General features: G+C 66.7%; 14 protein-coding genes. 5 read left to right on the top strand and 9 right to left on the bottom strand.

From position 1 onward, the window contains the following. Positions 1–118: 118 nt before the first annotated feature. From purU to M3O59_RS01560, 7 genes are all read right to left on the bottom strand, one after another. Positions 119–970 carry a formyltetrahydrofolate deformylase gene (gene purU / locus M3O59_RS01590; protein WP_064634060.1) on the bottom strand — a complete coding sequence of 284 codons (852 nt, stop codon included), beginning with the start codon at positions 968–970 and terminating at the stop codon, positions 119–121. A gap of 284 nt (positions 971–1,254) precedes the next feature. Beyond that, entirely contained in the window at positions 1,255–1,647 is a 393-nt protein-coding gene (locus tag M3O59_RS01585) for an XVIPCD domain-containing protein (RefSeq protein ID WP_064634025.1), read from the bottom strand. 216 nt (positions 1,648–1,863) lie between these two features. Beyond that, positions 1,864–2,742, bottom strand: coding sequence for an NAD(P)-dependent oxidoreductase (locus M3O59_RS01580; RefSeq protein WP_116905099.1), 879 nt, complete (start codon positions 2,740–2,742; stop codon positions 1,864–1,866). Between the two features lie 37 nt (positions 2,743–2,779). Beyond that, positions 2,780–3,898, bottom strand: coding sequence for an NADH:flavin oxidoreductase/NADH oxidase (locus tag M3O59_RS01575; protein WP_181920456.1), 1,119 nt, complete (start codon positions 3,896–3,898; stop codon positions 2,780–2,782). Positions 3,899–3,958: 60 nt separating this feature from the next. Next, positions 3,959–4,840, bottom strand: coding sequence for an NAD-dependent protein deacetylase (locus M3O59_RS01570; RefSeq protein WP_116905100.1), 882 nt, complete (start codon positions 4,838–4,840; stop codon positions 3,959–3,961). A 312-nt stretch (positions 4,841–5,152) separates the two neighbouring features. After that, positions 5,153–5,533, bottom strand: coding sequence for a VOC family protein (locus M3O59_RS01565; RefSeq protein ID WP_116905101.1), 381 nt, complete (start codon positions 5,531–5,533; stop codon positions 5,153–5,155). Next, entirely contained in the window at positions 5,533–6,813 is a 1,281-nt protein-coding gene (locus M3O59_RS01560) for an MFS transporter (RefSeq protein WP_373418989.1), read from the bottom strand. Before M3O59_RS01560 ends, M3O59_RS01565 begins: the two co-directional genes overlap by 1 nt. Positions 6,814–6,909: 96 nt before the next feature. Between M3O59_RS01560 and M3O59_RS01555 the strand changes: the two genes are divergently transcribed. Beyond that, a complete protein-coding gene (locus tag M3O59_RS01555; protein WP_116905103.1) occupies positions 6,910–7,797 on the top strand; it encodes a LysR family transcriptional regulator in 888 nt (295 codons plus the stop codon). A 135-nt stretch (positions 7,798–7,932) separates the two neighbouring features. Continuing rightward, on the top strand, positions 7,933–8,598 hold the full coding sequence (locus M3O59_RS01550) for a VOC family protein (protein WP_116905104.1): 666 nt from the start codon (positions 7,933–7,935) through the stop codon (positions 8,596–8,598). Positions 8,599–8,616: 18 nt separating this feature from the next. Here the strand turns inward: M3O59_RS01550 and M3O59_RS01545 are convergent, their stop codons facing one another. Then, on the bottom strand, positions 8,617–9,423 hold the full coding sequence (locus M3O59_RS01545; RefSeq protein ID WP_116905105.1) for a TatD family hydrolase: 807 nt from the start codon (positions 9,421–9,423) through the stop codon (positions 8,617–8,619). A 394-nt stretch (positions 9,424–9,817) separates the two neighbouring features. After that, on the bottom strand, positions 9,818–10,735 hold the full coding sequence (locus M3O59_RS01540; protein ID WP_064634048.1) for a LysR family transcriptional regulator: 918 nt from the start codon (positions 10,733–10,735) through the stop codon (positions 9,818–9,820). A 126-nt stretch (positions 10,736–10,861) separates the two neighbouring features. Between M3O59_RS01540 and M3O59_RS01535 the strand changes: the two genes are divergently transcribed. The 3 genes from M3O59_RS01535 to M3O59_RS01525 all read left to right on the top strand — a co-directional run bounded on the left by M3O59_RS01535 (position 10,862) and on the right by M3O59_RS01525 (position 14,472). After that, the gene (locus M3O59_RS01535) at positions 10,862–11,914 is read left to right on the top strand and encodes an aromatic ring-hydroxylating oxygenase subunit alpha (RefSeq protein ID WP_116905106.1); all 1,053 of its coding nucleotides are present in this window, start codon (positions 10,862–10,864) and stop codon (positions 11,912–11,914) included. Between the two features lie 17 nt (positions 11,915–11,931). Beyond that, the gene (locus tag M3O59_RS01530) at positions 11,932–12,891 is read left to right on the top strand and encodes a PDR/VanB family oxidoreductase (protein ID WP_181920457.1); all 960 of its coding nucleotides are present in this window, start codon (positions 11,932–11,934) and stop codon (positions 12,889–12,891) included. 267 nt (positions 12,892–13,158) lie between these two features. Continuing rightward, entirely contained in the window at positions 13,159–14,472 is a 1,314-nt protein-coding gene (locus M3O59_RS01525) for an NCS2 family permease (RefSeq protein WP_064634053.1), read from the top strand. Positions 14,473–14,509: the final 37 nt, after the last annotated feature.

Below are 14,509 nucleotides of genomic sequence, written 5' to 3'. Positions count from 1 at the left end.
CTGCACCGGCCCCTGCAATGTTTCAGGCCTTGCGGATTTCGAGAATGACGCCGAGTGAGCGCTCGTTCCTCACGCCAAATCGCGTTTCACTGCATCCCTCCTTCGCATAGATTGCTGCCTAGCGAAACACCACCGTACGATGTCCGTTGAGCACGATGCGGTGCTCGACGTGGCGGCGCACTGCGCGCGCGAGCACCAGCGATTCGGTGTCGCTGCCCAGGCGCACCAGATCGCGCGGGGTCATGGCGTGGTCGACGCGGGCGACGTCCTGCTCGATGATCGGGCCTTCGTCCAGGTCTTCGGTGACGTAGTGCGCGGTGGCGCCGATGATCTTGACCCCGCGCGCGTGCGCCTGATGATACGGCTGCGCGCCCTTGAAGCTGGGCAGGAAGCTGTGATGGATATTGATCGCACGCCCGGCCAGTGCACGGCACAGCGCCGGCGACAGGATCTGCATGTAGCGCGCCAGCACCACCAGATCGATCTGCAGTTCGTCCACCAAGGCGAGCAGTTGCGCTTCCTGTGCAGCGCGCGTGTCGGCGCTCACCGGCAGATGATGGAAGGCGATGCCATACGAGGCAGCCAGCGCTGCGAAATCGGTATGGTTGGACACCACCGCCGCGATCTCCACCGGCAATTGCCGGCTATGCATGCGGAACAGCAGGTCGTTGAGGCAATGGCCCTGTTTGCTCACCAGCACCAGCAGGCGCGCGCGGCGGCGTGCATCGTGCAGTTGCCACGCCATCTGGAATTCGTCGGCCAGCAGCGCAAAGCGCTGTTGCAGGGCGGCGATGTCGGTCTTTGCCGGCTTGTCGAAATGCACACGCAGGAAAAACCGCCCGCTTTCGTCGTCGCCGAATTGTTGTGCGTCGAGGATGTTGCAGGCCAGATCGAACAGCAAGCCGGTGACGCGATAGACGATACCGGTGCGGTCGGGGCAGGACAGGGTGAGGATGTAGTCGGAGCGCATCGGCGCAATGATAGCCAATGCATGACGCTGCCGGCGCAGTACTTGCGTCGGTAACTTTTGCAGTGCGAACAGGCACCGATGCCTGGAGTGCGGCGCCGCAGGATTTGCACGATCCATCGTCACTGCATTGCTTCCGTGCTGCACAGCCGCCACCGCAGACACCTATCGCCATGCCTCGTGCGGGCAGCTCCAGCGCGAACTCGGGGCGTGTCTTGCTGGCCGTTCGGAGCCGTGCTGCGGTGACGCCCACGGCGCTGGACCATCGGCGATCCCGGCTACAGCGCTCAGCGCGGCGGCAGACGCAGCATCAGCCGCCGGTTGATCTCGTCCAGCAATGCAAGCGAGGCGTCCACCGATGTTTCCATGGCTTGCTGCGTGGTGATGTGCGCCCGCAGATGCGCGGGGTCGGAAAGCTCGCCACGCACCAGGAACACGTTCTCGCCCACTTCGCCCAGATGGCGACTGAGCACCACGTAGTCCACCTGATCGAAACCATGCTGCTTGGCCAGCGGCAGCAGACGCGCAGCCATGCGCTCGCTGGCCTCGTCGGCGGGCTTGTGCAACTCGGCATCGAGCACGCTGACCGCTTCGCGGATCTGTGCGAACAGATAATGGTCCGGGTGCTCGGGATGATCGGGGCCGACCGGGCCTTGGTCGATGACCGGGGCGCTGGTCATCGCGCGGCACCGGCGCAGGCCAGTGCACGCAGTGTGCGCTCGGTCGAACCGAGCGTGATATGCAGGTGTCGCATCGCATCCTCCCTGGAGCGGCGGCTGTAACGAGCCGGCATTTTAGAAGGTCTGCTGCATGTTTAGGTGAGCAACGCGGTGGGCGTCGCGCTTTAAAGCGAAGTGCCTTGCGCAGGGCTGGCTCCCGCCTTATGGATGCTGTGGTCAGGCAACCTGCCCCGCCCGCCGTGCCGAGACTTCCGCCAGCACTGCCCAGTCTGCGCTGCCATCGCCGTGGGCGATGGCCTCGTCCAGGCCGGCGCGCAGCAATTCGCCCAACGGCATCGGCACCTGTTTGTCGGCGCCGGCCTGGATGGCCAGATCCACATCCTTGCGACCGAGCGTGGCAGTGAAGCCGGCTGGCAGGTACTCGCGTTGCATGATCAGGCGGCCGTAGCCCTGGTAGGCAGGCGCGGCGAACAAGGTGCTGGTGAGCATGCCCAGAAACTGCGTGGCATCCACGCCGTGGCCGCGTGCCAGCGCACTGGCTTCGGCCATGGCACCGATGGCGCTGGCCAGGCAGAAGTTGGCAGCCAGCTTCACTGCATTGGCCTGCTCCGGCGCGCTGCCGATATGCCAGGTTTTCTGCCCCAGCGCATCGAACATCGGCTGCACCCGCGCCACTGCTGCCTCATCGCCGGCGGCCAGGATATTGAGCTTGCCGGCTTCGGCCACATCCACGCGCCCGAGCACCGGCGCGGCCACGTAGGCCACACCGCGTTCGGCATGCAGTGCAGTCAACTCATGCGCCAGCGCCACCGAGATGGTGGCCATGTTGACGTGCACGCTGCCCGCCGGCAGCGCGTCCAGCACGCCGCGCTCCAGCAGGGTCTGGCGCACTGCGGTGTCGTCGGCCAGCATCGAAAACAGCAGCGGCCCGTGCGCGGCATCGCGCGGTTGCTCCACCACGCTTGCGCCGCCCTCGCGCAGCGAATGGGCACGTTCGGGCGAGCGGTTCCAGACACTCAGTTCGAATCCGCCGCGCAGCAGGTTGTGCGCCATCGGCAGGCCCATCGTGCCCAAGCCCAGAAATCCTATCGGCATGCGTTGTCCTTGTCCGGTATGAGGTCGGTGATGCGGGTCAGCTGGCGAAGACGCCGCGCGCATCGCGCGGTTCGCAGCGCAGGTATTGCGGCGCCGGGGTGAGCGATGCGCCCAGTGCAGCGGCGGCATGCCACGGCCAGCGCGGGTCGTACAGGATGCCGCGCGCCAACGCGATCGCATCGGCCTGGCCGTCCTGCAGAATCGCCTCGGCCTGCGCTGGCTCGGTGATCAGGCCCACGCCGATCACCGGCGTGTCGACCTGCGCCTTGATCTGCTGTGCAAACGGAATCTGATAGCCCGCCTGCAGCGGAATCTGCTGGCGTGGATCGAGCCCGCCACTGGAAACGTGGATGTAATGCGCGCCGCGTGCATCCAGCGCCTTCGACAAGGCGATGCTCTGTTGCACATCCCAACCGCCTTCGACCCAATCGGTGGCGGAGATGCGCACACCGATGGCGATGTGTTCGGACACCGCCGCACGCACTGCGTCGAAGATGCGCAGCGTCAGCCGCATGCGATTCTCCAGCGACCCGCCGTACGTATCGCTGCGCTGGTTGCTCAGCGGCGACAGGAACTGATGCATCAGGTAGCCATGTGCGGCGTGCAATTCGATCAACTGCAGATCCAATCGTTCGGCACGTTTCGCCGATGCGACGAAGGCATCCACCACCGCATCGATTCCAGCTTCGTCCAGTGCCTGCGGCAACGGCTGACCTTCCCGGAACGCGAGCGCCGATGCAGACACCGTTTGCCAGCCGTGCGCGTGATCGGGTGCGATGGCCTCGCCGCCGTTCCACGGCAGGTCGGTGGAGGCCTTGCGGCCGGCATGCGCCAGCTGGATGCCGATCGGCATCGGCGACCAGCGCCGTACCGATTGCAGCACCTCATCCAGCGCCTGCTCGGTGGCGTCGTCGTACAGGCCCAGATCGGCGTAGCTGATGCGCCCTTCCGGCACCACCGCAGCGGCTTCGAGAATCAACAGGCCGGCGCCGGATTGCGACAACGTGCCCAGATGGATGCGATGCCAATCGCTGGCGCGGCCGTCCTGCGCCGAGTACTGGCACATCGGCGCGATGACAATGCGGTTGGCGAGCGCAAGCGGACCGAAGGTGATGGGAGAGAACAACTGGCTCAAGGCGGCATCCACAGCTGACACGGGGACGCTTATTGCACTGCGCCGGGCGCGCCGGCGCAACCGCTGCGATGGATCACTGCGTCATGCAGAGCGCGCACTGACGTCATTGACGCTGCGTGCACGCGGCAGGTCCGGCGGCGCATGCAGGAACGCCAGCGCCTGCGCGCACGACTGCTCCACTTTCAGCGTGAGCAGCTCATCGGCGCGCGTCCGGCCGAAGTTGAGTGCGGCGATCGGCAGACCATTGCGCGCAGCGGTCTGCACGAAACGAAAGCCCGAATACACCATCAGCGACGAGCCCACCACCAGCACCGCAGCGGCCGCCTGCAAGTGCGCAAAGGCGCGCTCCACGCGCTCGCGCGGCACGTTCTCGCCGAAGAACACCACGTCCGGCTTGAGCACGCCGCCGCACACCGGGCACGGCGGCACCACGAACGTGTCGAAGGCGACATCGTCCAGATCGGCGTCGCCGTCTGGTGCCTGCGTGGCGTCGAGGTCGACCCAGCCGGGGTTGGCCTGCTCCAGCAGCAGCTGGAAATCGGTGCGTGGCATGCGACGCTCGCAACCCATGCAGCGCACCACATCGAGCCGGCCATGCAGATCGATCACTGCCTGGCTGCCGGCGGCCTGGTGCAGGCGGTCCACGTTCTGGGTAAGCAGCACTTCCAGCTGCCCACGCGCTTCCAGGGCAGCGAGCGCGTGATGGGTGGCATTGGGTTGCGCCAGCCCGAAACGCGGCCAGCCGACCAGGCTGCGCGCCCAATAGCGCTGACGCGTGGACAGCTCGCCCATGAAGGCCTGGACGGTCACCGGTTGCGGACGCTTCCAACCGCCTTGCAGATCGCGGTAGTCGGGAATGCCCGAATCGGTGCTGCAGCCGGCACCGGTGAGCACGAACAGGCGCTGGTGGCGCTCGATGAAGTCCTGCAGTGCGTCGTCGGCGTGGGCAAGGACAGCGGTCATCGAACACCTCCAATAGCCATGGGATCACCTTGCGAAAGCACGCTGCAAGCTCTACCGGACAGATTTCAGCGCATTCTTGCCAGAACATGCAACGCAGGTTGCGTGTTGCAGCGCGCGTCGTCATCGGGCACAGCGCAGCGTCTAGTACGCACCGCCGAAGACGATGGATGCATCCGGACGCCCCACACCTACCGGTCTGCGCGATCCACAACGGTGGGGTGGCGTTGGCCGATTCCAAGCGACGGCCCGTGCCCGCGCAGGGTATAGCGGTAATCCCCCGCCACACGCTGCGCGCATCACGCGGCAGCGCCGTTACAGCAGGTTGCTGACCTCGATCAGGTTGCCGTCAGGGTCGCGGAAATACACCGATCGCAAGGGCCCGGTGGCGCCTGTGCGCTGGATCGGGCCCTGCTCGATGCGCACGCCGGCGGCAGCCAGCTCTGCCTGTGCCTGCGGCAATGGAGTGGCTGTGATCAGGCACAGATCGGCCGAGCCGGGCGTCGGTCGCTGCGCCTTCGGTTCGAACTTGCGCCCGGCCGCATGCAGATTGATTTTTTGTTGCCCGAATCCCAATGCACGCCGCCCTTCCCCGAAGGTGATCACCTGCATGCCGAGCACGCGTGCGTAGAACGCGCAGGTGGCGTCCACGTCGGCCACGGTCAATACCAGGTGATCGAGTCGCTCGATCTGCATCACTCACCTCGTGCAGGATGCGGCGCAAAGCGCCCGTAGGGTCGCGCATCATCTGCGCGTTGTCGCAAGACATGCGCGGCAGCAAAGGCCAGCGCCAATAGCGTCAGACACATGCCGACCAACGCGCCCCAGCCGCCGTGCTGCCAGAACCAGCCGCCCAGCGCACCGATCATGCTGGAGCCGGCGTAATACGCCAGCAGATACAACGATGCGGCGTGACTGCGATGGGCGCCACCCAGCCGGCTCACCCACGCACTGGCCGCCGAATGCGCGATGAAAAAGCCGATGGTCAACAACACGATGCCGGCCACCACCACCGCCAGCACATGCGCCAGCGTCAGCGCCACGCCGAGCACGCACAACACGATGCCAGCGGTGACCACCGGGCCGCGCCCGAACCGGTCCGAGGCCGCGCCGGCCACCGACGAGCTGACGATGCCGAACACATACGCGCTGAAGATCAGGCCGATCTGGCTCTGGCTCAAGCCGAATTCCGGCCCGCCCAGACGGAATCCGGCGTAGTTGTAGAGACACACGAACACGCCCATCAACAGAAACGGCAACGCGAACAGGAACGGCAGGTTGCGGTCGCGCAGATGCCCGGCCCAGGCACGCAGATGGAAGCGCAGGTTGATGCCATGCCGGCGCACGAAGTGGCGCGATGGCGGCAGCAGCCACACGAACGCCAGCGCACACAGCAGGTCGAACCCGCTCAGCAACGCCAACGCAGTGCGCCAATCGTAGTGATCGGTGAGCACGCTCATCACGATGCGCCCGCTCATGCCGCCGAAGGCGTTGCCAGCCACATACAACCCGGTGGCGGCCCCCATCTTGCTGGCCGGCAGTTCTTCGCCCAGGTACACCATCGCCACCGCCGGCACGCCGCCCAGCGCGATGCCGGACAAGGTGCGCACCGCCACCAACGCGCCCCAGTGCGGCAGGAACGCGGCAATCAGGTTGAGCACCGCCGCCAGCGCGATCGACACGAACATCAGCCCGCGCCGGCCCAGGTTTTCCGACACCGCGCCGGCGCAGAAGATCGCCACTGCCAGCGCGCCGGTCGCCAGCGACAACGGCAGCGAGGCGGTGGCCGCATCCACACCGAAGGCGCGCGCGAATTCGGGCAGCACCGGCTGCACGCTGTACAGCAGCGAGAAGGTGGCAAAACCGGCCAGGAACAGCGCCAGGCGAATGCGCAGCGTTGCGGGTGCGCCGGCGTCTGTTCCGACAATGGGTGCGGGGTCGGGCGGCATTCCAGGGTGGCGATCGGAGCAAGACACGGGAGCGCACCTGAGACGTGGGACGGCGAGTATTCGCCTGTCACCACCCCCTGTCCAATATATGATGGTGGCAGTTGCCATATGTGGAACAGATGGATGGAACTGCGTCACCTGCGCTATTTCCTGGCAGTTGCCGAAGAAGGCAACTTCACCCGCGCTGCCGCGCGCGTGGGCATTGGCCAGCCACCGTTGAGCCAGCAGATCCAGACCCTGGAACGCGAACTGGGCACGCCGCTGTTCCGGCGCACCCACAGCGGCGCCGAGCTCACGCCGGCCGGCGAGGCATTCCTGGGCGAAGTGCGCCGCGTGCTCGCCGATGTGGAGCGCGCCGCCGAAACCGCACGCCGGGTGGCGCGTGGCGAATCCGGGCGGCTGCGCTTGGGGTTTACCGCCTCGGCTGCCTTCAGCCCGGTGGTGCCGCGGTTGATTCGCGATTTCCGCCGCAAGTGGCCGCAAGTGGAGTTGCTGCTGGAAGAGACCAACACCGCCAGCCTGCTGGTGGGGCTGGCCGAGGGCCGGCTGGATGCGGCGTTCGTGCGCTATGGGCTGAGCACGCCACCGGACCTGCAGCTGCTGCGCTTTGCCGACGAGCCGATGAAGATCGCCGTGCCCGCCGCGCACCGCCTGGCCACGCGCAACAGCGCACCGCTGGCGGCGCTGGCGGGCGAGCCCTTCATCCTGTTTCCGCGCAGCTTCGGCTCGAGCCTTTACGACGAAATCCTGGCCGCCTGCCGCGACTCCGGCGTGACCTTACGCATCACCCAGGAAGCGCCGCAAATGTCGTCGATCATCAATCTGGTCGCCGCCGAACTGGGTGTCTCGGTAGTGCCCGCCTCCACCGCGCAGTTGCAGCGGCCAGGCGTGCGCTATCTGGATATCGAAGGCCACATGCCGCTGGCGCGGCTGGCCCTGGCCGCAGCCCCGGCCGCGTTGGAGAGCACGCCGTTGGTGCGGCATTTGTGGGCGTTGGCGAAGCTGATCTGAGCATGGCTGGCAGCAGATGACAAAGGCTGCGTGCGTGATGTTGGCGCACTACTTTTCAAGCCACCTGCAGCATCGGCTTGACCTCGACTGCGATTGAGGTCGCTCAATGGCGGTCTTTCCACCGACCTCATTGCCATGCATCTCCGTCATCTGCTGCCCTGCCTGGACCCCGACCTGACACTGCGTTTCTACCGCGATGTGCTGCAGCTGCCCGAGCATGGCAATGCCGTGCGCGTCGGCTGGAGCACGCTGGAGTGCATGCAGGCCCAGCACCCGGTGGGCAGCGTGCATCTGGCCTTCAATGTGGCCCCGTCGCGTTTCGAGGCGGCTGCGCAGTGGATTGGCGCACGCGCCATCCTGTTGCGCGACCCGCAAGGTCGCGCGCATTTCGCGCTGGACGGCGCGTGGCAATCGCACTCGGTGTATTTCGCCGGCCCCGATGGCGCGGTGCTGGAATTGATTGCACGCAATGCCTTGCAGGATGCGCCAACCGGCACCGGCCAGTTCCACGGCGAAGAGCTGCTGTGCCTGAGCGAAATCGGGTTACCCAGCGGCAATGTCGAGGTGGTGACGTGCAGCGTTGCGCATCACTTCGGCCTGCAGCCCTTCGCCCCACCGCTGGAAGGCTTTGCCGCGTTGGGCGATGACCACGGCTTGCTGATCGTGGTCGACCAGCGCCGGCGCTGGTTTCCGCAACAGCGGCAGTTGCCCTGGGCCGACGGCCTGCGCATCAGCGTGGACGCGCCACAACCGGGCCTGCGCCTGCGCGATGCGCAAGGGTGGGAATTGCTGGCGGCATAAGCCGACGCGCCGCCTCACTCATGCAGCGCTGGTAGGCGCCGGCAAACCGAAGAACGCACGCGCCGCCGCGGTGCTGTTGGCGGCGGTCACGGCCACCTCTTCGCCACGATCGCGCGCCAGTTCTTCGACGATATGCGACAGGAACATCGGCTCGTTGCGGCGGTCCTTGGGCATCGGCTTGAGCGTGCGCGGCAGCAGGTAGGGCGCATCGGTTTCGATCATCAAGCGGTTGGCCGGAATGTTGCGCACCAGCTCGCGCAGGTGCGCACCGCGGCGCTCATCGCACAGCCAGCCGGTGATGCCGATGTAGTAGTCGCGGTCCAGATACGCAAACAATTCGCCGCGCGTGCCGGTGAAGCAGTGCACCACCGCTGTGCCCAGGCGGCCTTCGAAGCCGCGCATGATGGACAGGAAATCTTCGTGCGCATCGCGCTGGTGCAGGAACAGCGGTTTGCCGTTATCGGCAGCCAGTTGCAATTGGCGCTCGAACGCCTTGTGCTGGGCCGGGCGCGGCGCGAAATCGCGGAAGTAGTCAAGCCCGCATTCGCCTACCGCCACCACCTGCGGATGCGCCTGCAGGGTGCGCATTTCCGCTTCGCATTCGGCGGTGAATTCCACTGCGTGATGCGGGTGCACACCGGCGGTGGCGTAGAGAAATCCGGGGTGTTGTTGCGCCAGTTGCAGGGCGAGGGGCGAATGCTCGCGGCTGGCGCCGGTGATCACCAGCTGCGCCACACCGGCATCGCGTGCACGTTGCAGCACGGCATCGCGATCGCGGTCGAATGAGTCGTGGGTGAGGTTGGCGCCGATATCGATCAATTGCATGCTGCGGGTGTCGTGTGGGGTGAACCGGGCAAGTGTAACGAGCGGGGATTAGCTGCGCTTGGTGCTTGGTGCTCAGCTTCCCTTCTCCCGTCGGGAGAAGGTGGCGCGTAGCACCGGATGAGGGTACGGGCGAAGCCTCGCACTCCCCGCCCACACGATGTGGCTTTGCCCCGTACCCTCACCCCAACCCCTCTCCCGCAGGAGAGGGGCTTTGCCTCCCTTCTCCCGTCGGGACATTGTCCCCCTTCATGGGGGAGAAGGTGGCGCGTAGCGCCCGATGGCGCCTCATGCAGCTGCCAGTGCCCGCAATGACAAACGCGTCGCCACGCGCCTGGAGAAGTGATGCACCGGCTGCTACACCCATACGTTCACTTCTCTTCCAGAGGGAGTGCGCTCACCCCACCGTCGGCACCGCCATCGCATCGATCTTCGCTGCCAGTGCCTGGATCGCCAGCTGCGCCGAGCGCGAGAGTTGCCGCTGTGGGGCCACGCACAAGGCCAGCGTCATCGGCTTGGTCAGGTGCTGGCGGAACGGCACGAAGGCCAGGCGTCCGTCGGCCACATCCGGGGCAGCGTCCAGCCACGACATCAGGCCCACGCCGGCACCGGCGCGCACCAGGCCGCGCAGGGTGCGCACGTCGTTGCAGTGGGTGAGCCGCTTCACGTCGATATGCTGGCGCTGGTACAGCACCTTGGCATGCTCGCCGACGATCAGCGGGGCGGCCGGCAGCAGCAGGCGATGTTCCAGCGTCTCGCTCAGCTGCAGCTCGGTGCGGGTGCTCAACGGGTGGCCCACCGGCATTGCAATCCCTAACGGGATATCGGCAAACGCGCGCACTTCCAGGTCCACGCTGCTCACCGGGTCCAGCAGCAAGCCGATATCCACGTCGGCCGAGGTCACCATTTCCATCACCCGCTGGTTACGCGCGGTGGACAGGTTGAAGGTGATGCCGGGGTACTCCTGCACCAGCGCGGCGACCGCCGCCGGCACCACGCCTTCGCTGAGCGCATCGATCATGGCGATCTCCACATGCCCGCGGCGCAGCCCCTTGAGCTCGTCGAAGCGCTCCAGCGTGCGTGCGTAGGCCTTCTCCCAGCCGCGCACGTCCACCAGCAGCAGCTCGCCGGCGGCGGTGAGCCGCAGCCGGCCCGGCAGGCGCTCGAACAACTGCGCGCCCAGCTCTTCCTCGGCCTTGAGGATCTGCCGGTCGATCGCCGAGGCCGACACGTGCAGCACGTCGGAGGCCTTGCGGATGCTGCCGCAGCGGGCCACTTCGATGAAGTAACGGGTGAAGCGGGAGAAGGTCAGCATGCGGCTGGGCTCGGTTGGCGTTGCATTTTTTGCAATGGCTTGGCTGAAAATCGATGTTTGATAACACACCCCCGGCTTCCTAGAGTCAATTCGGCACCGCTCCCGCCTGCCGCCAGAGACCGCCCCATGGATGTCGCCGTCCCCGCCCTGCCGCTGCATTGCACCTTCGCCACCGCCGATTGGCAGCGCCTGGCCCAGCACTGGCATGCGGTGGCGCTGAGCAGCGAGGTCAGCGAGGCGCCGTTCAAGGCCACCCTGCTGGACGAGCCGCTGGTGCTGTACCGGCTGGGCAGCGAGCTGGTGGCCGCGCGCGACGTCTGCCCGCACCGCGGCGTGCCGCTGAGCATGGGCACGGCCGATGGCGGCGGCGTGGTGTGCGCCTATCACGGGCTCCGTTTCGGAAGCGGTGGGCGCTGCAACCACATCCCGGCCAGCCCCAGCCAGAACATCCCGGCCAAGATGCGCCTGCATACCTATGCGGTGGCCGAGCGCTACGGGTTGATCTGGGTGTGCCTGTCCAAACCGGCCGGAGTGAGCGATGCGGAAATCCAGATTCCGCCAATGCCCGGTTGGGACGAAGACGGCTTTCAGCAGATCGTGTGCCCGGCCTTCGACATCGGCGGCAGCGCCGCACGCCAGCTGGAAGGCTTCATCGACGTGGCGCATTTCGCCTTCGTGCACACCGCCACCTTCGCCCAGCCGGACAAGCGCGAAGTGCCGGCCTACACCACCACCGAAACGCCGACCGGCTTCAATGCCGACTACCTCAGCAGCATGGCCAATTATTCGGTGGACATGCCGTTGCCGGACGTAGACCCCAACTTCCAGTGGCTGCGCCATTTCGAGGTGCACCTGCCATTCACCGCCACGCTCACCATCCACTTCCCGGTGCCGGGCAAGCGGCTGGTGATCATGAACGCGGCCAGCCCGGTCTCAAAGCACAAGACCCGGCTGCTGGTGCCGATCGCGCGTAACTTCGACACCCATCTGCCGGTGGAAGACGTGCATGCCTTCAACCTGCGCGTGTTCGAAGAAGACCGTGCCATGGTCGAAGCGCAGCGGCCGGAATATCTGCCGCTGGACCCCTTGCTGGAAGTGCACATCCCGGCCGACCGCAGTTCGATCGCTTACCGCCGCGGCCTGCGTAGCCAGGGCTACAGCGACTTTTTCCTGCGTTGACGGCCGAGGACGACACCATGCAATTGCACGAAGTCCGCGTTGCCGACGTCGTCGATCAAGGCCACCGCCAACGCGCGATCCGGCTGGAACCGGTGGGCGCGCAGTTGCCGGCGTTCGAGGCCGGTGCGCATGTGGACCTGCACCTGCCGGATGGCTTGATTCGCCAATATTCCATCGCCAGCGCGCCGCATGTGCGCGACCACTATCTGTTGTGCGTCAAGCTGGCCGACGCCTCGCGCGGCGGCTCACGGCATCTGTGCGAGCAGCTCGCCCCCGGCGACCGCCTGCGTATTTCCACACCGCGCAATCTGTTCCCGCTGCACCCGGGCGAACGTCATGTGTTGCTGGCCGCCGGCATCGGCATCACGCCGCTGCTGTCGATGGCCGAAGCACTGGAAGCACGCGGCGAGGCGTTCGCGCTGCATTACTACGCGCGCCGGCATGCCGATGTGGCATTCGTGCAGCGCCTGCAACAAGGTTTTACGCATGGGCAGGTGGAAGTCCATCTGAGCGACGGCGGGCAGAGCCCACGCGTACATGTGCCCGCGGAATTGGGCCAGGCGCGTGCGCAAGACCAGCTGTATTTGTGCGGGCCAGCGGCGTTCATGGACCACTTCACCGCGCTGGCAAAGGCGCATGGCTGGACGGCGGCGCAGCTGCATCGCGAACACTTCGCCGCTGCCGCGCCCAGCCCTGCCCATGATGCAGACAGCGCCTTCGAAGTGGAGCTGGCTGCCAGCGGCCGCGTGGTGCAGGTGCCGGCCGCTTGCAGCATTGCCAGCGCCTTGCTGGACGCCGGCATCGCGGTGCCGCTGTCGTGCGAACAAGGCATGTGCGGCGCCTGCCTGACCGGCGTGGTTGCCGGGCTGCCGGATCACCGCGACAGCGTACTCAGCGACGCCGAACGTGCCAGCAATCGGCAGATGACCGTGTGCTGCTCGCGTAGCCGCTCGCAGCGGTTGGTGCTGGATCTTTGAACGCGGTCATTGGGGTGCACGTGCGCGTCTGCCATGACATCGCGCGGGCCGGTGGCTGTGCGTGCCCGGCCCAGGACTGCCTGTTGTCTGTTGACCGCTTCGCAAGCGCATTCCGTGCCCGATGTCCGTGGCAAGCGCAGCGCAGCAGGGCAAGATGGGCGGCCCGCTTGGGTGCGCAGCCACCACGCGCCGTCCCGTCACGATGAGATGCCTGCCGATGTTCGTTTGTCTTGCCGTCGCCCGGCGCCACACCCAGAGCGCACGCTGATGCGCTGGCCGGGGTTTTCGCTCGCTGCCAACGGCAGCACCGTGCGCACCGAAGTACTGGCCGGTGCCACCACTTTCCTGACGATGGCCTACATCGTCTTCGTCAACCCCGACATCCTGGCCACCACCGGCATGGATCACGGTGCGGTGTTCGTGGCCACCTGCCTGGCCGCCGCACTCGGCTCGCTGTTGATGGGCGTGCTGGCCAACTACCCCATCGGCATGGCACCGGGCATGGGCTTGAACGCGTTCTTCGCCTTCAGCGTGGTCGGCACATTGGGCTACAGCTGGCAGCAGACCCTGGGGCTGGTGTTCGTGTCCGGCTGCGTCTTCCTGCTGCTCACCATCACCGGTGCGCGGCGCTGGTTGGTGGACGGCATTCCACCGGCCTTGCGCAGCGCCATTGCGGTGGGTATCGGCCTGTTTCTGGCCTTGATCGGGCTGCAGAAGGCCGGGTTGGTGGTGGCGCACCCGCAAACCTTGCTGACGCTGGGCGATCTGCATCGGCCCGAGCCGCTGCTTGCCTTGGCCGGGTTGCTGCTGATCGGCGTGCTGGAGCTGCGCCGCGTGCGGGGCGCCATGCTGCTCGGCATTCTGGCCATCACCGTGGCGGCGTTGGCGTTGGGGCTGGTGCAGTACACCGGCGTGCTGTCGCTGCCGCCGAGCCTGGCGCCCACCGTGTTGCAGCTGGATATCGTGGGCGCCTTGCACGGCCATGGCGGCAGCGGCGCGCTCACCGCCGTGCTGCACGTGGTGCTGGTGTTCGTGCTGGTGGAAATGTTCGACGCCACCGGCACGCTGATGGGCGTGGCACAACGCGCCGGCCTGCTGCACACGCCTGCGCAGCGCCGCCAGTTCGACCGCGCCCTGCTTGCCGACAGCACCGCCATCCTGGCCGGCTCGCTGCTCGGCACCTCCAGCACCACCGCGTATGTGGAAAGCGCCGCCGGCGTGCAGGTGGGTGGGCGCACCGGCCTGACCGCGCTGGTGGTTGCCGCGCTGTTCTTGCTTGCGCTGCTGTTCTCGCCGCTGGCCGCCATGGTGCCGGCCTATGCCACCGCACCGGCACTGATCTACCTGGCCTCGGTGATGCTGCGCGAATGCACGCAGGTCCAGTGGGACGACGTGGGCGACGCGTTGCCGGCGGCCATCTGCATGCTGGCCATGCCGCTCACCTATTCCATTGCCACCGGGCTGGCGTTCGGCTTCATCACCTACGCAGCCCTCAAACTCGGCAGTGGGCGCTGGCGCGGCGTGCACCCGGCAACCTGGGCGATCGCCGGCTTATTCGTGCTGCGCTATGCGCTTGACTGACGCGCGCCTGCGCGCGCGACGTCTGCGTGCAGGCGCG

The organism is Xanthomonas nasturtii, assembly GCF_023337365.3.
GTDB classification, from domain to species: domain Bacteria; phylum Pseudomonadota; class Gammaproteobacteria; order Xanthomonadales; family Xanthomonadaceae; genus Xanthomonas; species Xanthomonas nasturtii.
The sequence above is the reverse complement of the archived record's forward strand: the minus strand, read 5'-3'. Positions and strand labels throughout refer to the sequence as shown.